General features: G+C 65.4%; 15 protein-coding genes and 1 tRNA gene. All 16 read left to right on the top strand.

Annotated features, from left to right (window positions below):
• Positions 1-109 precede the first annotated feature (109 nt).
• Positions 110-184 (top strand) — tRNA-Arg (locus QPK29_RS29300).
• 108 nt (positions 185-292) lie between these two features.
• A complete protein-coding gene (locus QPK29_RS29305) occupies positions 293-2203 on the top strand; it encodes an ATP-binding cassette domain-containing protein (protein ID WP_371771788.1) in 1911 nt (636 codons plus the stop codon).
• A gap of 54 nt (positions 2204-2257) precedes the next feature.
• Positions 2258-2995, top strand: coding sequence for a CAAX prenyl protease-related protein (locus tag QPK29_RS29310; protein ID WP_371771787.1), 738 nt, complete (start codon positions 2258-2260; stop codon positions 2993-2995).
• 38 nt (positions 2996-3033) lie between these two features.
• Positions 3034-4230 (top strand): XrtB/PEP-CTERM-associated polysaccharide biosynthesis outer membrane protein EpsL, encoded by a 1197-nt coding sequence (gene epsL, locus QPK29_RS29315; protein ID WP_371771786.1) that lies wholly within the window; start codon positions 3034-3036, stop codon positions 4228-4230.
• Positions 4231-4253: 23 nt separating this feature from the next.
• On the top strand, positions 4254-5633 hold the full coding sequence (locus tag QPK29_RS29320; protein WP_371771785.1) for an undecaprenyl-phosphate glucose phosphotransferase: 1380 nt from the start codon (positions 4254-4256) through the stop codon (positions 5631-5633).
• 181 nt (positions 5634-5814) lie between these two features.
• The gene (gene gmd, locus QPK29_RS29325) at positions 5815-6930 is read left to right on the top strand and encodes a GDP-mannose 4,6-dehydratase (protein WP_371771784.1); all 1116 of its coding nucleotides are present in this window, start codon (positions 5815-5817) and stop codon (positions 6928-6930) included.
• A gap of 3 nt (positions 6931-6933) precedes the next feature.
• Positions 6934-7914: a GDP-L-fucose synthase gene (fcl, locus tag QPK29_RS29330; protein ID WP_371771783.1), complete on the top strand. Its 981-nt coding sequence runs from the start codon at positions 6934-6936 to the stop codon at positions 7912-7914.
• Positions 7915-8031: 117 nt separating this feature from the next.
• Complete coding sequence (locus QPK29_RS29335) at positions 8032-9057, top strand: EpsD family peptidyl-prolyl cis-trans isomerase (protein WP_371771782.1); 1026 nt, start codon at positions 8032-8034, stop codon at positions 9055-9057.
• Positions 9058-9091: 34 nt separating this feature from the next.
• Entirely contained in the window at positions 9092-9880 is a 789-nt protein-coding gene (gene epsE / locus QPK29_RS29340) for a polysaccharide export protein EpsE (protein ID WP_056127043.1), read from the top strand.
• Between the two features lie 212 nt (positions 9881-10092).
• Complete coding sequence (epsF, locus tag QPK29_RS29345) at positions 10093-11502, top strand: chain length determinant protein EpsF (protein ID WP_371771781.1); 1410 nt, start codon at positions 10093-10095, stop codon at positions 11500-11502.
• A 14-nt stretch (positions 11503-11516) separates the two neighbouring features.
• Positions 11517-12392 (top strand): chain length determinant protein tyrosine kinase EpsG, encoded by an 876-nt coding sequence (gene epsG, locus QPK29_RS29350; protein ID WP_056127047.1) that lies wholly within the window; start codon positions 11517-11519, stop codon positions 12390-12392.
• 1 nt (position 12393) lies between these two features.
• A complete protein-coding gene (gene xrtB / locus QPK29_RS29355) occupies positions 12394-13293 on the top strand; it encodes an exosortase B (RefSeq protein ID WP_371771780.1) in 900 nt (299 codons plus the stop codon).
• Positions 13290-13982, top strand: coding sequence for an exosortase-associated protein EpsI, B-type (gene epsI, locus QPK29_RS29360; RefSeq protein WP_371771779.1), 693 nt, complete (start codon positions 13290-13292; stop codon positions 13980-13982). Before xrtB ends, epsI begins: the two co-directional genes overlap by 4 nt.
• Before the next feature lie 6 nt (positions 13983-13988).
• Entirely contained in the window at positions 13989-15455 is a 1467-nt protein-coding gene (locus QPK29_RS29365) for an O-antigen ligase family protein (protein ID WP_371771778.1), read from the top strand.
• Positions 15452-16969, top strand: a complete 1518-nt coding sequence (locus tag QPK29_RS29370) for an oligosaccharide flippase family protein (RefSeq protein ID WP_056127055.1) — start codon at positions 15452-15454, stop codon at positions 16967-16969. The genes QPK29_RS29365 and QPK29_RS29370 overlap by 4 nt, the downstream gene beginning before the upstream one ends.
• On the top strand, positions 16966-18177 hold the full coding sequence (locus QPK29_RS29375; protein WP_371771777.1) for a glycosyltransferase family 4 protein: 1212 nt from the start codon (positions 16966-16968) through the stop codon (positions 18175-18177). Before QPK29_RS29370 ends, QPK29_RS29375 begins: the two co-directional genes overlap by 4 nt.

An 18177-nucleotide genomic window follows, 5' to 3' on the forward strand; every position in this document is an offset into this window, starting at 1 on the left:
AAATAACGCCGAATTGGGAATCTGCCAAATGCGCGGATGCCGGGAGAGGGGGCGAACGTTGTGGGCGGGGCGTGGCTGCTGTAGAATAGCTGGCTGCAGTACGCAGAGTGTCGCCATAGTACAATGGATAGTACAAGGTCCTCCTAAGACTTAGATGCAGGTTCGATTCCTGCTGGCGACACCAGTTTCACCTTCCCCCAGCCGCATCAGGCCGTCCCCCTTCGGTACAATGCCTGCTTTCTCACACTCTTACTGATACCCGCGCACGATCCGCGTCGCGGCCGCTCACACCATGGCTGTCATTTCCCTCTCTTCCGCGCAACTGGCCTTCGGCCACGTCGCGCTGCTCGACCATGCCGATTTCTCGCTGGAAGCCGGCGAACGCGTCGGCCTCATCGGGCGCAACGGCACCGGCAAATCCTCGCTGCTGAAAATCATCTCCGGCCGCTCGAAGCTGGACGACGGCCTGCTCGTCATGCAGCAGAGCGTCAAGATCGCGTACGTCGAGCAGGAGCCCGTATTCGATCCGGAGATGACCGTGTTCGATGCCGTCGCCACCGGCATGGGCGACCAGCAGGCGATGCTGGCCGAGTACGAATCGCTGACGGGGCAATTCGGCCAGGGCAATGACGACGCGATCATGGAGCGCATGCACGATCTGCAGGCCAAGCTCGATGCGACGGATGCGTGGAACCTCGGCAACCGCGTCGAGACGACGCTGGGCCGCCTGGGCCTCGCGGGCGATGCGACCATGGGCACCTTGTCGGGCGGTATGCAGAAGCGCGTGGCGCTGGCTGTCGCGCTCGTGTCCGGTCCCGACGTGCTGCTGCTGGACGAACCGACGAACCACCTGGACTTCACGTCGATCCAGTGGCTGGAAGGCCTGCTGCGCGAATTCCGCGGCTCCGTGCTGTTCATCACCCACGACCGCCGCTTCCTCGACAACGTCGCCACGCGCATCGTCGAACTGGACCGCGGCCGCCTGCTCTCGTTCCCCGGCAATTTCAGCAAGTACCAGGAACGCAAGAAGGAACTGCTCGCGATCGAAGAGGTCGAGAACGCCAAGTTCGACAAGGTGCTTGCACAGGAAGAAGTGTGGATCCGCAAGGGCGTGGAAGCGCGCCGCACCCGCAACGAAGGCCGCGTGCGCCGCCTGGAAGACCTGCGCCTGCAGCGTGCTTCGCGCCGCGACCAGCAGGGCCAGGTGCGCATCGACGTGGCGACCGGCGAGCGCTCCGGCAAGATCGTCGCGGAACTGGAAAACATCTCGAAGTCGTATGGCGCCAAGGTGATCGTGAAAGACTTTACCGGCACGATCATGCGTGGCGACAAGGTCGGCCTGATCGGCCCGAACGGCGCGGGCAAGACGACGCTGTTGAAGATCATTCTCGGCGAAGAGACGGTGGACAGCGGCAACGTCAAGCTGGGCACGCGCTTGAACGTCGCGTACTTCGACCAGATGCGCGCGCAACTGAACGAGGAAGCGACGCTGGCCGACACGATCGCGCCGGGCAGCGACTGGGTCGAGATCAACGGCCAGCGCAAGCACGTGATGAGCTACCTGGGCGACTTCCTGTTCGCGCCCGAGCGCGCGCGTTCGCCCGTGAAATCGCTGTCCGGCGGCGAGCGCAACCGCCTGCTGCTGGCGCGCCTGTTCGCCAAGCCGGCCAACTGCCTCGTGCTCGACGAACCCACCAACGACCTCGACATCGAGACGCTCGAACTGCTCGAAGAACTGTTGACGGATTACTCGGGCACGGTGTTCCTCGTCAGCCATGACCGCACATTCCTCGACAACGTCGTCACGCAGGTCATCGTTTCCGAAGGGCAGGGGACGTGGCGCGAATTCGTCGGCGGCTACAGCGACTGGGAGCGCGTGAAGGCGGCGCCGGCGCCCGCGGCGGCACAAAAGGCCGCGCCGGCGAAAGCGCAGGATATGTCATCCAACGCACAGAACGCGTCGGGCAAGAAGGTAAAGTTGAGCTACAAGGAACAGCGAGAGCTGGAGGAGTTGCCGCAGCTTATCGCCAGCCTTGAAGACGAGCAGTCGGCCATCGCGGCACAGCTGAATGCGCCCGACTTCTACAAGACCAATCCCGCTGACGCGCGCCGGATCAATGCGCGTTACGCGGAAATCGAGGAGCTTCTGCTCGACGCCCTGGAGCGTTGGGAAGGCCTCGAAGCGCGCGCGCGGGGAGACTAGCCCATGCGTTAGCGCATCGCTGAGCGCGGGCCAGGCGCCCGCTGACGGAGAGACATGACTGAGCATGACGACCGCTGCGCCGTGCCCGCCACGGCAGCCATCCGCACCGACGCTCCCATGTTCAACCGCGCGGCCTGGCTCCGCATCCTGCCCTTCGCCGCCTACCTGGCCTTCATCGTCATCGGCGACGTGCTGCAACGCCTGGGTGTCGCGCCGGACACCCTGCGCTGGCTGTATCCCGCCAAGATCGCCCTCGTGGCCCTGTTGCTGGCGCTGTTCTGGCGCCAGTACAAAGAACTTTCCCGCGAATTTACCCCCTTCTATCTCGCACCGTTGCACGCTCTGACCGCGCTGGCGACGGGCGTGCTCGTGCTCGTCCTGTGGATCAGCCTGGACGCCGGCTGGATGGTGTTCGGTTCCCCGTCCGGCTTCGATCCGCGCGTCGACGGCCGCATCGACTGGCTGCTCGTGGCGATCCGCATCGCCGGCGCCGCGCTCGTCGTGCCCGTCATGGAAGAGTTGTTCTGGCGCTCTTTCCTAATGCGGTGGGTGGATGCGCCAGACTTCGCGTCGGTTGAGCCCTCTCAACTCTCCATCAAAAGCTTCGTCATCACTGTCGTGCTGTTCGGTGTCGAACATAACCTCTGGCTTGCGGGGATCGTCGCGGGCGCGGCCTACAGCCTGCTGTACATGCGTCACCGCAACCTGTGGTCGCCGATCCTGGCGCACGCCGTCACCAACGGCCTGCTGGGCGTGTGGGTGGTTCGGACCGGCAGCTGGTCTTACTGGTAAGCCGTCCGCCATTAACTTCAAGAAAAAGACTAACCATCATGCTGAATTTCCGCGTGCGTCCCCTTGCCCTGTTGCTCTGCACCCTGTTCACGTTGCCGGCCGGCGCCGGTCCCAGCGATGCGCTCCACCTGTATGCCGGCGTCGGCTACGGCCACGACGACAACCTGCTGCGTGTGCCGGAGGGGCAGCCCGGGTTCGACGGCACCCGGGCCGATTCCTGGTGGATGCGGGAGGGCGGATTGATCTTCGATAAGACCTATAGCCGCCAGCGGATTTCCATCGTGGCCAAGCTGTCGAAATACGACTTCGACCACTTCAAACAGCTGAATTACGATGGCAAGGACTTGCAGGCAACCTGGTTCTGGCAACTCGGCAACCGCCTCGAAGGCAAGGTCGGCACCACCTATCAACAGGTGCTGGCGCCCTACACCGATTTCCAGAGCAACGAGCGCAACCTGCGCCGCAGCCGCAGCCACTTCGCGGAAGGCGCGTGGCGCTTTCACTCGTCCTGGCGCGTGCGCACGGGCTTCCAGCGCGACAAGTACGACTACGAGCTGTTCGCCCAGCGCTACAACAACCGCACGGAAGATGCGAGCGAGGTCGAACTCGATTACCTGCCCAGCAGCGGCAGCACGGTCGGCCTCGTGGCGCGGCGGGTCAAGGGCAAGTATCCCTATCCGCGCCCCGTCGGTCCGAATCTTCTCAACGACAACTTCACGCAGGACGAACTGAAGGCGCGCGTGCTGTGGATCGCGACGGGTTCCACGACGTTCGATGCACTGGTCGGCTACACGCGGCGCGACCAGCCGTCGTTCGGCACCGGCAAGACGAGCGGCGTGGCCGGCAAGATCAAGGCCACGTACCAGCCGCGCGGCAAGATGACGTACCGGGCCGCCGTCTGGCGCGACTTCGCGCCGCTGGAAAGCACGGTCGTGAGCTATACGCTGAACAAGGGCGCCAGCGTCGGCGCGCAATGGGATGCGACGGCCAAGATCAAGGTGAATGCCGACGCCGTCTACGAACGGCGCAACTACAACGCGCGCGCGTCGTTCGCCAGCGCGGGCGACATCCGCGATTCCATCCGCACGCAGAGCCTGTCCGCGACGTGGACGCCGCGGCCGACCATCCAGGTGTCGGCGGGGCTGGCGCACCAGGCGCGCAGCGGATCGCCCGTGCTCGGTACGGGCAGCTTCAAGTCGAACAGCGTGTCGCTGTCGGCCAATGCGCAGTTTTGAATGCGCAGCTTCCGATCATTCTCATGACGGTCAATGACATACCGCTGATCTCGTTCTTCCAGCGCGTACTCGATCCCCTGATCATCATGGGCACGCTGTACCTGTCGGCGGTGCTGTTCCATGAGCCGTTCTCGGGCTACCTGCTGGTATTGATGGTGCTGGCCTTCTTCATTTCGTCGGCCGTGTACCAGCACGTCGATCCGTACCGCACGTGGCGCGGCGGGCGCATGTGGGCCTACGCGCGCGACACCGTGTTCGGCTGGTGCGTGACGATCGCCGTGCTGATGTTCCTCGGCTCGTCCAGCGGCCTCAAATACTATTACGACGAGCGCGTGCTGCTGGCCTGGGCCGTTGCCACGCCGCTCATTCTGCTGGGCAGCCACATCGCCGTGCGCATTGCGAGCCGGCCCGGCAAGAGCAAGGAAGTGCGCTCGGTGGTGGTGGTCGGCGTCAACGACGTGGGCCTGAAATTCGCCGGCATCTGCGACCGCCATCCGAACCTGTTCATGCAGGTGCGCGGCTTCTTCGACGACCGCGACGGCGAACGGCACCCGGCCGAGCTGCCGCATCCGATGCTGGGCAAGACGAGCGAGCTGGTGCAGTACGTGCGCGATAACGGCATCAAGATGATCTTCATCAGCCAGCCGATCTCCGCGCAGCCGCGCATCCGCAAGCTCATCGACGAGTTGCAGGACACGACCGCGTCCGTCTATTTCCTGCCGGACGTCTATATCTTCGACCTGATGCAGGCGCGCTTCGACAACGTGGGCGGCATGCCCGTGATCGCGATCTGCGAGACCCCGTTCATGGGCCTGAACAGCACCATCAAGCGCGGTTCCGACATCGTGCTGTCGAGCCTGATCCTGCTACTGCTGGCGCCGCTGATGCTCGTGATCGCCGCGGTCGTCAGGATGAGTTCGCCGGGCCCCGTGATCTTCCGCCAGCGCCGCTACGGCCTGTATGGCGAAGAGATCATCGTCTACAAATTCCGTTCGATGAAGGTGATGGAAAACGGCGATGCCATCGTGCAGGCGCGCAAGGAAGACGACCGCGTGACGCCCATCGGCCGCTTCCTGCGCCGCACGTCGCTCGACGAGCTGCCGCAGTTCGTCAACGTGCTGCAGGGCAGGATGAGCATCGTCGGGCCGCGTCCGCACGCGGTCGCGCACAACGAGCAGTATCGCAAGCTGATCAAGGGATACATGCTGCGCCATAAGGTCAAACCAGGCATCACCGGTTGGGCGCAGGTCAACGGGCTGCGTGGTGAAACTGCCACGCTGGACAAGATGGAAGCGCGCATCCAGTACGACCTCGATTACCTGCGCAACTGGTCCCTGTGGCTGGACCTGTGGATCGTTCTCAAGACCGTGAAAGTGGTGCTCACGCGCGAGAACGCGTTTTGAAACGCGCGCGTCTTGATGCCGCGCGTTAAATGCGCGCACATGCCGGGTCGCTTAGCTCCCGCTTAAAGAGGCCGATTCAATCGGATCGGCGCTTGCGGCGCCCGATGGGCTGCGTGAAAATAATTGCTGAGATTGCAATTTTTTATTGATTTTGCATAACAATTCGCCAGGACAACAGCCAATGAAGAAAGCGTTGATCACGGGTGTCACCGGCCAGGACGGTTCCTATCTCGCGGAACTGCTGCTGGCCAAGGGTTACGAAGTGCATGGCATCAAGCGGCGCGCCTCGCTCTTCAATACCGAGCGGATCGATCACATCTACCAGGATCCGCACGTCGAGGACAATCACTTCCACCTGCATTACGGCGACCTGTCCGACACGTCGAACCTCAACCGCATCCTGTGCGAAGTCCGGCCGGACGAAGTCTACAACCTCGGTGCGATGAGCCACGTGGCGGTGTCGTTCGAATCGCCGGAATATACGGCCGACGTGGACGGCCTCGGCACCCTGCGCCTGCTGGAAGCGGTCCGTTTCCTCGGCCTGGAAAAGACGACCCGGTTCTACCAGGCATCGACATCGGAGTTGTACGGCCTTGTCCAGGAAACCCCGCAGCGCGAGACGACGCCGTTCTATCCGCGCAGCCCGTATGCCGTCGCCAAGCTGTACGCCTACTGGATCACAGTGAATTACCGCGAAGCGTATGGCATGTACGCATGCAACGGCATCCTGTTCAACCATGAGTCGCCGCGCCGCGGCGAGACCTTTGTCACGCGCAAGATCACGCGCGGCCTCGCGAACATCTCGCAAGGCCTGGAGCAGCAACTGTTCCTGGGCAACCTCGACGCGCTGCGCGACTGGGGGCATGCGCGCGACTATGTCGAGATGCAATGGCTGATGCTCCAGCAGGACACGCCCGAGGACTACGTCATCGCGACGGGCCGCCAGTATTCTGTGCGGCACTTCGTCGAGGTGGCCGCACGCGAGCTGGGCATCGAGATCGCATGGCAGGGCGAGGGCGTGCACGAACGCGGCGTGATCGCCGCCATCCATGGCGACAAGGCGACCGGCGTCGTGGTGGGCCAACCGATCGTCGCCGTCGACCCGCAATACTTCCGTCCGACCGAAGTCGACACGCTGCTCGGCGACCCGGGCAAGGCGCGCCGCCGGCTGGGATGGGAGCCGCGCACCTCTTTCGAAGCGATGGTGCAGGAGATGGTGGCGCACGACCTCGAGACGGCGCGTCGCCACAAGCTTCTCGCCTCGCATGGCTACAACGTTGCAATTTCACTGGAGTGAACGTTGAATACTCAACCCCGCATCTATGTGGCCGGCCATAACGGGCTGGTCGGTTCGGCCATCGTGCGCGTGCTGCGCGCGCAAGGCCACACGAACATCGTCACGCGCAGCCACGCGGAACTCGAACTGACCGACCAGGCCCAGGTCCGAGAGTTCTTCCGCAACGAGCGCATCGACCAGGTCTACCTGGCCGCCGCCAAGGTCGGCGGCATCCATGCGAACAACACGTATCCGGCCGACTTCATCTACGACAACATGATGGTGCAGGCGAACGTCGTGCACGAAGCCTGGCGCAACGGGGTGAACAAGCTGCTGTTCCTGGGCTCCTCGTGCATCTACCCGCGCCTGGCCCGGCAGCCCATCAAGGAAGAGTATCTGATGAGCGGCATGCTGGAGCCGACCAACGAACCGTATGCGATGGCGAAGATTGCCGGCATCAAACTGTGCGAAAGCTATAACCGCCAGTACGGCACGGATTACCGCAGCGTGATGCCGACGAATCTGTATGGTCCCGGCGACAACTATCACCCGGAAAACAGCCACGTGATCCCCGCGCTGATGCGGCGCTTCCACGAAGCGAAGCTCGCCGGCGCGCCCGAAGTCGTGATCTGGGGCAGCGGCAAGCCGATGCGCGAATTCCTGTACGTCGACGACATGGCGGAAGCGAGCGTGTACGTGATGAACCTCGACCACGCCACCTATGCGTCGTACACCGACCCGATGCATTCGCACATCAACGTGGGCACGGGCGAGGACGTCACGATCGCGGACCTCGCGTGGCTCGTCGGCGAGACCGTCGGCTACCGCGGCCGCATCGCATTCGATCCCACCAAGCCGGACGGCACGCCGCGCAAGCTGCTCGACGTGTCCAAGCTGAAATCCCTCGGCTGGCAGGCGCGCACACCGTTGCCGGAAGGATTGCGGCGCGCGTACGCGGCCTTCGTCGACCTGGTGGCGGACCAGGAAAAGCGGGCCGCCGCCTGAGCGATCGCGGCGGGAGCCGTACGGCAGAGTGTTAATTGACGAACAGAGTCCGCGTCGTGCGGCTCCCAGAATGAGCGGGCTATAACAAGAGTTCCACCCCATTCCCAAGGAAACCCAGTGAACAACAACCACGTGGCTGCCAACATGAACACATCCTCTCCTACGACTCCGAAGCGCGTGCTGTGCGCCGCGCTGATCCTGGTTGCGGCAACCTTGAGCGCGTGCGGCGACAAGGCGAAAGAAAAGAAACCCGGCCAGGCGCTGGCGAGCGTGAATGGGGAAGAGGTTACGGTACTCCAGCTCAACGAGGAACTGCAGCGCGCGGGCGTCTCTGCCGCCCAGCAGGATGCCGCCAGCAAGCAATTGCTGCAGGTTCTCATCGACCGCCAATTGCTGCAGGACGCGGCCGCCAAGGAAAACCTCGACCGCGATCCCAAGGTCATGCAGGCGATCGACCGCGCCAGATCGCTGATCATCGCTCAGGCCTATCTGCAAAAGCGCGTCGGCAACGTGGCGAAGCCGACGCCGGCGGAAGTCGAGGACTACTACAACAAGCATCCCGAATTCTTTTCCAATCGTAAGCAGTTCAGCATGAACGAACTCGTGATCTCCGCCAACGACCTGACGCCCGAGGTACGCAGCGCGGCCGACAGCGCCAAGTCGCTGGAAGAGGTCGCCGTGTGGCTGGACACGCACAAGATCAAGTACGGCCGTAACCAGGTCACGCGCTCGACGGCCGACGTGCCGCCGCAGCTGTCCTCGAAGTTGCTGGGCATGCCCAAGGGGCAGCTGTTCGTCGTCAAGGAAGGGCCGCGCGCGATGTTCATTTCCGTCGCCGAAGTCAAGGATGCGCCGGTCTCGCTGCAGGTCGCATCGAACCAGATCGAGCAATTCCTCGTGAACCGCAAGAACAAGGAACTGGCCGCGGCCGAGCTGCAGCGCCTGCGTTCCACCGCAAAGATCGAGTACCTGAACAAATCGATGGTGCCCGATCCCAAGGCCGCGCCGGCGAGCGCGGTGGCGAATGCCGATCCCGCCGCGGCGCCACCCGCCGCCATGCCCGCGGCGGACAACGCACCAGCCGACAACGCATCCGGGGCCGACAAGGCAGCGCTGGACCGCGGCGTCGCCGGACTGAAGTAATCCCAACATTGACGACCCATAAGGAGTGAAGAAGATGAAACGACTCGTACACTGGATGGTTGCGGCAGTCCTCATGCTCGGCGCGGGCATGGCCGGTGCGGCAGAAATCCTGCTGGGCCCGGGCGACGTGGTCAAGGCATCGGTCTACGGCAGCCCCGACCTCGCGATCGAGACGCGCGTCTCGGAAGGCGGCACCATGACGTTCCCGCTGCTGGGCGAAGTGCAGGTCGGTGGCCTGACGACGCAACAGGCGGAAAAGAAAATCGGCGGCCTGCTCGAAAAGGGCGGCTACCTCAAGAAGGCCCAGGTCAACCTCTTGATCACCACGCTGGCGAGCCAGCAGGTGTCCGTGCTGGGCCAGGTCAACCGTCCGGGCCGCTATCCGGTCGACGGTCCGCGCAAGGTGCTCGATCTGCTGGCGCTGGCCGGCGGCATCGGCCCGGAAGGCGGCGACATGGTCAGCCTCGTGCGCACCCGCAACGGCGTCACCACGCGCGAAACCATCGACGTCGTCGAGATGGTGCGCAAGGGCGAGCTGAACCGCGATTACGAAGTCGCCGGCGGCGACATCATCTTCGTCGAACGCGCGCCGCGTGCCTACATCACGGGCGAAGTGCAGCGTCCGGGACCGTTCCGCCTGGAACGCGCGATGACCGTCCAGCAGGCGCTGTCGGCCGGCGGCGGCCTGACCCAGCGCGGCACGCAGCGCGGCCTGCGCATCACGCGCCGCGACGCGGGCGGCACGCCGCACACCATCGAAGCGAAGGCCGATGACCTGGTCCAGGTCGACGACGTCATCACGGTCAAAGAGTCCTGGTTTTGAGGGAACCTCGATAAACCTACTGCGCGTCGCATCTTTGGCCTGCGATGCTCGCCGTACCGGATGTACGGCTGCGCTTCTCGGCCAAAGCTGCTTCCGCTCGCTACGGTTTCTCGAGGTCCCGATACGCTAGTGGTGTGCAGAGTATCTTTTTGTTGTTTGTATAGGTAACGCGGTCTTGGGTTTTCGTTCCACTCCGAATTAAAAGGTTCATCATGAACGTCCATCAATTCCTGCTGATCTTGCTTGCACGGAAGAAGATCATCCTGACGACCCTGCTGGTCACGGTCGCGCTGGCCCTCGGGTTCAGCCTGATCCAGGCCAAGACGTACAAGGCAACGGCATCCGTTCTGTTGAACTACAAAGGCGTGGATCCATTGACCGGGCTGACGATGCCAGGGCAGCTGCTGCCGGGGTATATGGCCACGCAGATCGACATCATCAGCAGCAAGAACGTGGCGCTGCGGGTCGTCGACGCGCTGCACCTGGCGAATAGCCCGGCCGTCGTCGAACAGTTCAAGGATGCGACCGAGGGCAAGGGTTCGGTGCGCGACTGGCTGGCCGACCTGCTGCTGAAGAAACTCGAGATCGTGCCGTCGCGCGAATCGTCCGTCGTCGAGATCAGCTTCAAGGGCGCGGACCCCGCGTTCGCGGCCGCGGTGGCGAATGCGTTCGCCGACGAGTACCAGAAGATCACCGTCCAGCTGAAGACCGATCCGGCCAAGAAGACGGCCTCGTACTTCAACGAACAGACCAAGCAACTGCGCGACAACGTCGAGGCCGCGCAGGCCCGCCTGTCCAAGTACCAGCAGGAGAAGGGCATCGTCAGCCTCGACAACAACCGCGTCGACGTCGAACTGGCGCGCCTGAACGACCTGTCCGCCCAACTGGTGGCGGCGCAGACGGCCGCGATGGAAGGCAACTCCCGCCAGGCCGCGGCCGGCTCCGCGCTGACGTCGCCGGACGTCGCCAACAACGCCCTGATCCAGACGATGCGCGCCAACGTCGCCCAGGCGCGCGGCAAGTTCGCCGACACGTCGCAGCGCTACGGCAAGAACCATCCGCAATACCAGGCCGCCAAGGCCGAGCTCGACAAGGTGCAGGGCGAGCTGAATGCCGCGCTGGGCACTGTCTCGCGCAGCGTGGGTGCGAACGCCCAGGTACTGCGCCAGCGCGAGGCGGAACTGCGCCAGGCGGTCGCCGAGCAAAAGGCGAAGGTACTTGAAATGAATCGCGCCCGCGACGAACTGGGCGTGCTGCTGAAAGACCTCGACAGCGCCCAGCGCGCGTTCGATTCCGCGTCGCAGCGCTTCTCGCAGACGCGCATCGAGGCGCAATCCGAGCAATCCGACATCTCCCTGCTGAACCCGGCCGTGGCGCCGACGCAGCCGTCGGGCCCGCGCGTGCTGCTGAACACGCTGATCGGGTTCCTGCTGGGCACGATCCTCGGTGTCGGCGTGGCGCTGCTGCTGGAACTGCTGAACCGTCCGGTGCGTTCGGCCAGCGACGTCAAGGACATGCTGGGCATCCCCGTGCTGGGCACGATCGAATGGAAGTCGCCGCGTGGACGGACGGGGGGCATCCGCTCGCTGATGACGCCGCGCCGCCTGCTCCGTCTTAACTGATCCTGGATCCCACCATGAACTCTCCGATATTCAACACGCTCCCCGCCGGCGCCGGCGCCGGTCCCGAGACCAGCATGGGTGCCTTGCTGCTCGACTCGGGCAAGCTCAAGCCGGAAGACGCCGAACGCGTGCTGCGCATGCAGAAGGAGACCGGCATCCGCTTCGGCGAAGCGGCCGTGCGGCTGGGCCTGGTCAGCGAGGACGACATCCAGCAGGTGCTGGCGCGCCAGTTCTCGTACCCGTATCTGCAGAAGGGCCAGGCCGGCCTGTCGCCGAAGCTGCTCGCCGCCTACGATCCGTTCTGCCCGCAGGTCGAATCGCTGCGCGCGATCCGCAGCCAGCTGATGCTGCGCTGGTTCGCGCGCGGGCGCCGCGCGCTGGCCATCGTCGGCGTGGACCCGGAAGACGGGTCCGCGCTGTTCGCCTCGAACCTGGCGATCGTGTTTTCCCAGTTGGGCGAACAGACCCTGCTCGTGGACGCGAACCTGCGCGCCCCGCGCCAGCAGGACGCGTTCGCGCTCAAGCCGCGCCAGGGCCTGTCCGACCTGCTGGCCGGCCGCGCCGACCTCGACGTGATCGCGCGGGTGCCGGCGTTCATCGACCTGTCGATCATGCCGGCCGGTACGCTCCCGCCGAACCCGGGCGAACTGCTGGCGCGCGAAGGCTTCCGCAACCTCAACACGCAGCTCGAAAGCCGCTACGACATCGTGCTGTACGACGTGCCGCCGTTCCAGCTCGGCATGGATGCCGTCGCGGTGGCGAGCCGCGCCGGCGGCGCGCTGCTCGTCACGCGCAAGAACTACACGCGGATCTCGCACATCGGCCGCGCCGCCGAGCAACTCGTCGACGCCGGCTGCGAAGTCCTCGGCTCGGTGGTGATGGAGTTCTGACATGGACACCGGAGCACGCGCCAGCACCGTGCGGCAGCATGCACCGGACCTGCGCGCACTGCGCGGCGTCCTGCCCGAATGGTGGCCGGTCTTCCTGGGCCTGGCCATCCTGTTCGTCCCCACGTTCTACGACCTGTTCACCGGCGCCTGGGTCGGCGAGGAGCAGGGCCACGGGCCCATCATCTTCGGCCTCGCGCTGTGGCTCATCTACCGCAAATGGCCGGACGTGATCGAGGCGACGACGCCCCCGCGCGCCAGCTGGGCCGGCTGGCCGATCCTCGCCATCGGCCTGGCCGCCCACCTGCTGGGCCGGTCGCAGAACATCCTGATGCTGCAGATCGTCGCGATCATCCTCGTGATGGCGGCCGTGCTGCTCGTCAAGCGGGGCGGCCGCGCCCTCCGGGTGTTGTGGTTCCCGTTCTTCTTCATGCTGTTCATGGTGCCGCTGCCCAGCGAATTCGTCGCCGCGGTGACGATGCCGATGAAGATGGCCGTGTCGTGGGCGACGGAACACCTGCTGTTCGCGTTCGGCTACCCGATCAGCCGCTCCGGCGTGATCCTGCAGATCGGCCAGTACCAGCTGCTCGTGGCGGATGCGTGCGCCGGCCTGCAGACCCTGTTGACCCTGGAAGCGCTGGGCCTGTTCTACCTGAACCTGATGCGCCACCCGTCCGCGTTCCGCAACATCGGCCTCGCGCTGTTCATCGTCCCGATCTCGTTCTCCGCCAACGTCATTCGCGTCGTCGTGCTCACGTTGATCACGTATTACTTCGGCGACGCGGCGGGGCAGGGCTTCCTGCACGGGTTCGCCGGCATGGTCCTGTTCGTCACGGCGCTCGTGCTGATCCTGTCGATCGACTCCGCGCTGCAGTGGTTCATCCGGCGCAGGGAGGCAACATGAACCGCCGATTCATGGCCAGCGTGCTCCTGGGCGTGGCGATGGCGGGCACGTCCGCGCTGACGGGCGCGCTCACGCCGAAGCAGAAGGTGGCCGCCGTCCAGGAACGGTTCGACCTCGAGGCGATGATCCCCAAGCGCTTCGGCAACTGGACGGTCGACAACACCGTCGTGCCGCTCACGCCCGACGAGACGCAGAAGGAACTCATCGCCACCCTGTATGATCAGACCCTGGCGCGCACCTACGTCAACGATGCGGGCCAGCGCGTGATGCTGTCGATCGCATACGGCGGCGACCAGAGCAAGCAGCTGCAGCTGCACCTGCCGGAAGTCTGCTACGTGGCGCAAGGCTTCGACATGGTGCAGGACCACAAGGCCGAGCTTCCGACCCACTATGGCAGCGTCCCCGTGAAACGCCTCGTTGCGCGCCAGAACGCGCGCAACGAGCCGATCACGTACTGGGTGACGGTCGGCGACAAGGCCGTGATGTCGGGCCTGGGCCAGAAATACCAGCGCTTCCTGTACGGCCTGACGGGCAAGATCCCCGACGGCATGCTCGTGCGCGTGTCGACCATCGAGGCCGACGAACACAGCGCCTACCGCGTGCAGGATCGCTTCGTGAACCAGATGCTGGACGCCATGTCCCCGCACGACCGCACCAAGCTGCTGGGCGCAGCCACCAACAAGGGCTGACGGGACATGCAGAACTTCCTCCTGGTCTTCTATACCTCGCTGCCGTTCATCGCCGTCGTGGTGCTGGCCATCATGGCCGTGGCCGGGATGGGCGTCGGGATGGTGTGGCCGCGCTTCCTCGCCTATGTGTACATCGCCGTGTTCTTCTTCAAGAATTCGACGAGCTACGGTTCGCTGGCGGCCGCCGCCACGCCGGGCATCTACAGCCGCGGCTCGGGCGTGCTGTTCTTCCCGCTGCTGCTGTGGTGCATGGCGGGGGCGTGGTGCTGCGCGCGCGTGTCGGCCGGCTTCCAGCGCTATCCGGCGCCGCCGTGCAACCTGCGGCCGTGGTTCCTCGCGTGGGTCCTGCTGCTGGGCGGCCACGTCGCGGTGGCGCTGTTCTCCAACGTGACCCTGGCCGAAGCGCTGGCGCCGTCCGGCTTTTCCAACATCGTCTGGATGGCGCCGCTCGTCTCGCTGATGCTGCTGGCGTTCCGCACCCGCGAGCACGCGATCGAACTGTCGCGCTTCATCATGCTGGCGGGCCTCGGGCGCGCCCTGTTCGGCCTTGCGCGCTGGGCATTCCTCGGCGGCGACCCGAACAACGTGTATGCGAACATGAACGCCATCAAGATCAAGCTGACGTTCTTCGACATCAACGACAGCCTGCTGTGCACGATCGCGTTCGCCATCGCCGCGGTCAACCTGTTCCAGGTGGTGAAACACAGGCGCTCGCTGTTCTGGACCGCGATCGACTGGGCGACCCTGCTCGCGACGGCCGCGTGCATCGTGCTGTCGTACCGCCGCAGCGCGTGGATCGGCTTCGTGCTGGCCTTCCTGATCATCATGATGCGCTTCCCGCTGCAGCGCCGCATCCACATGATGGCGCTGGGCGCGCCCGTCCTCGGCGCGGGCCTGCTGTACGCGGCATTCAGGCGCCTGGGCCATACGAAGGGCGCGAGCGGCGGCTTCTCGAGCCTGTTCTACGACATGGAATCGAAGCGCTTCGGCGCGGAAAGCGAGCGCGTGCTGGAACTGAAATTCGCACTGGCCGATTTCATCTCGCACCCCCTGACGGGCATCGGCACGTGGGGCCGCTACACGGGCTACCAGCACATCTCGTGGCAGGCGGGGCAGGACGGCGGCCTGTTCGTGCACAGCGGCGTGCTGCACATCGCCCTGAAGGCTGGGCTGCCTGGGCTGATCCTGCTGGGCGGCACCATCTGGGCGTTCACCCGACTCGCGCGCCACGCGCTGCGCACGTTGCCGCCGGACCTGCTGGGCCTGGCGACGGCCGGCGCCGCGGGCCTCGCGTTCATGCTGCCCGACCTGCTCGTCGGCACGCCATTCCCGCAGGTGCGCACGACGCAGATGCTGGCGATCTGCCTCGCGCTGCCGTACGTGGCGATGGCCGTGGCGAGCGCGCAGCCGGCCGTGCAGCCCGTCGAGTCCCGCAAGCGCCGCCACGTCAACCTGGTGCCGGCGCACGTATGAACCTCAGCCTCGTCCGCAACGCCTTCTCGAACCTGCTGGGCGCCGTGATCCCCGCGCTGGTGGCGCTGGGCACCGTGCCGCTCGTCGTGCAAGGGCTGGGCGATGCGAACTATGGCGTGTATTCGCTCGTGACGGCGATCGTCGGCTATTTCGCCGTCATCGACATCAACGTCACGGCCGGTTCCGTGAAATACATCGCGGAATTCAACGCCCGCAAGGACCAGGAACGCATCAGCGAGACCGTGTTCTTCGGCCTGTCCGTGTACTCGCTGGTGGGCCTCGTCGGCGGGCTGGGCCTGTTCTTCGGCGCCCACTTCTTCGTCACCCGCGTGTTCTCCGTACCGGCCGCGCTCGAACACGAAGCGGTCGCGACACTCCAACTGGCCGCGCTCGGCTTCTTCCTCGGCCAGTTGCAGAGCTATCTGCAAAGCGTGCCCCAATCGCTGATGCGCTACGACATCGCGAGCCGCATCGAGATGCTGTTCGGCACCGCCGTGCCGCTGCTGACGGTGGCCGTGCTGATGCTGGGCTATGGCCTCTTCGAAGTGATCCTGCTGCGCGTCATCGCGAGCGCGATCAATTGCGCCGTGCTGTGGCGCGGTATCCGCCGCCTGCTGCCGGACCTGCGCTACCGTAAGCCGGGCGCGGCGATCCGCAAGGAATTGCTGGGCTTTTCCGCGTACTCGTTCCTGAGCCGCTTCGCGACGCTCTCGTACGCGTACGCGGACAAGCTCATCATCGGCGCGCTGGTCGGCGTCACGGGGCTCGCCTACTTCACCGTGGCGTCCACGCTCGCGAACCGCATCCTCAGCCTCACGTACCGCCTGTCCGGCGTGTTCTTCCCGGCCGCGAGCGCGCTGGCGGCCCGTGGCGAGCTCGAGCGTTTGAACCGGCTGTACCTGAAGGCGAGCCGCTACGTCGTGTTCATCAACGCGTCCGTGCTCGTGCTCGTGGCCGTGTTTTCGTACCAGATCCTGTTCTACTGGATGAACCCGCAGTTCGCCCGCGCGGGGCAGGTCGTGCTGGCCGTGATGGCGCTGTCGCAATTCATCGATTCGCTGACGAGCCTGCCGTCCCTGGTGAACGACGGCATGGGCCATCCGCGCTTTTCCGGCATGTTCGCGCTGGCGCGCGCCGTGTTCGGCCTGCTGGTCGTCTACGTGGGCGTTGCGGGCTGGGGCATCGACGGGGCCGCGTGGGGCCATCTGGTCGCGTCGGTGCTGCTGACCTGCGCCTTTCTCGTCGCCGTGCACGGCCGCACGGTGCCCGCGCGGCTTGGCGAACTCGTCCGTAAAGCCTACCTGCCCAGCGTGGCGGGCGTGGCCGTCGTCGCGGTCGCCGCCAACGCGGGCAACCGCCTGTTCGACGGCGGCCCGGTCGATTTGCTCCTGCTCGTGCTGCTGACGGCGGGCCTGCTGCTCGCGTACGGCAGCCTGTTCGTGATCGAACGGGACGACATGAGCACGGCATGGACGCGGGTGAAAGGGTTGTTATCGATGAGGAAAGCGGCTTGAAAGTCTTGATGGTGTCGGAAGACTTGCCGGGCACGCAGGTGGGCGGCCTGGGCAAGCATGTCGTGACGTTGTCGAACGCGCTGCTCGAGCTCGGGCACGAGGTCGACATCATGGGACGCAGCGACCGGTTCCACGGCGGCAGCGCGGCCGAGATCGGTTTTAAAGGCCGCGTGCTGCCCGGCTTCGATTTTTCCCGGCCGGGGTGGAAGGAGTCGCAGCTGGGCTTCTTCAATCCCGTCAAGCGGCCATGGTTCGCGCGCAGCATCGCGCGCGCGCTCTTGCGCGAGGCGGGCAAGTACGACGTCGTGCACTACCACGGCCACTTGCCGATGGCGGGGCGCTACGTGCCGCGGAGCGTCAACTTCGTGCAGACACGCCACGACCAGGGCAGCGAATGCGTGATCCATTTGCGCTTCAGGCAGGAGCACGTGTGCACGACGCTCGACGCGCGCGACTGCGCCGCGTGCATCCACCCGGCGCCGAATGCGGTGCGGCGCGAGATGTCCGGGCTGGCGGTGCGCCGCTACCGGTCGGAGACGGCGGAAGCGTTCTCGCGCCACAAGACGATCTTCGTGTCGGACTTCCTGCGCCAGGCATTCCTGCGCGCCGTGCCGGACGCGGACCTGTCGCGCGCCCGCGTGATCCACAACTTCATCCGCTACCCGTACCTGCGCGAGCGCGCGGCGCGGCCCGACGAGGTGAGGGCGGGGGAGGTCCTGCTCGTCGGCCGCATCGATGCCGGCAAGGGCTTCGGCGAATTCCTCGCGCAGGTGCAGGGCTGGCTGCCGAAGCATGCGCGCGTCACCATCATCGGCGATGGACCGCTGCGGAACCCGCTGGAGCGCCGCCATGCGAACGGGCAGGTGCGCTTCCTCGGCTGGCTGCCGTACGACGAGGTGATCCGCATGTCGGCGCGCAGCCACGTGCTCGTGATCCCGTCCGTGTGGGAAGAGCCGTGCGGCACCACCGTGCTGGAAGCGCTGGCCCTCGGCAAGCAGTGTCTCGCGCTGGCGCGCGGCGGCACGCCGGAGCTGGCCGCGTACCAGTATTACGACGGCCAGCTGCAACTGGCCGAGACCATGCCGCGGCTCGTGGAGCGGCTGGCCCACACCCTCGGCCGTGCGCCAGCGACGGTGCCGCTGCCCGATGCCTTTCCGATGGACGTGTTCCACGCCGTCCCCCAGATCCTGGACTTCTATCGCGAGTGA

The organism is Massilia orientalis, from assembly GCF_030411975.2.
Lineage (GTDB): Bacteria > Pseudomonadota > Gammaproteobacteria > Burkholderiales > Burkholderiaceae_D > Telluria > Telluria orientalis.

Bases quoted from the DNA above. Each gene is read 5' to 3' on its own strand.
- QPK29_RS29305 (WP_371771788.1), top strand. From the start codon at position 293: ATGGCTGTCATTTCCCTCTCTTCCGCGCAACTGGCCTTCGGCCACGTC.
- QPK29_RS29310 (WP_371771787.1), top strand. From the start codon at position 2,258: ATGACTGAGCATGACGACCGCTGCGCCGTGCCCGCCACGGCAGCCATC.
- epsL (WP_371771786.1), top strand. From the start codon at position 3,034: ATGCTGAATTTCCGCGTGCGTCCCCTTGCCCTGTTGCTCTGCACCCTG.
- QPK29_RS29320 (WP_371771785.1), top strand. From the start codon at position 4,254: ATGACGGTCAATGACATACCGCTGATCTCGTTCTTCCAGCGCGTACTC.
- gmd (WP_371771784.1), top strand. From the start codon at position 5,815: ATGAAGAAAGCGTTGATCACGGGTGTCACCGGCCAGGACGGTTCCTAT.
- epsE (WP_056127043.1), top strand. From the start codon at position 9,092: ATGAAACGACTCGTACACTGGATGGTTGCGGCAGTCCTCATGCTCGGC.
- epsF (WP_371771781.1), top strand. From the start codon at position 10,093: ATGAACGTCCATCAATTCCTGCTGATCTTGCTTGCACGGAAGAAGATC.
- epsG (WP_056127047.1), top strand. From the start codon at position 11,517: ATGAACTCTCCGATATTCAACACGCTCCCCGCCGGCGCCGGCGCCGGT.
- xrtB (WP_371771780.1), top strand. From the start codon at position 12,394: ATGGACACCGGAGCACGCGCCAGCACCGTGCGGCAGCATGCACCGGAC.
- epsI (WP_371771779.1), top strand. From the start codon at position 13,290: ATGAACCGCCGATTCATGGCCAGCGTGCTCCTGGGCGTGGCGATGGCG.
- QPK29_RS29365 (WP_371771778.1), top strand. From the start codon at position 13,989: ATGCAGAACTTCCTCCTGGTCTTCTATACCTCGCTGCCGTTCATCGCC.
- QPK29_RS29370 (WP_056127055.1), top strand. From the start codon at position 15,452: ATGAACCTCAGCCTCGTCCGCAACGCCTTCTCGAACCTGCTGGGCGCC.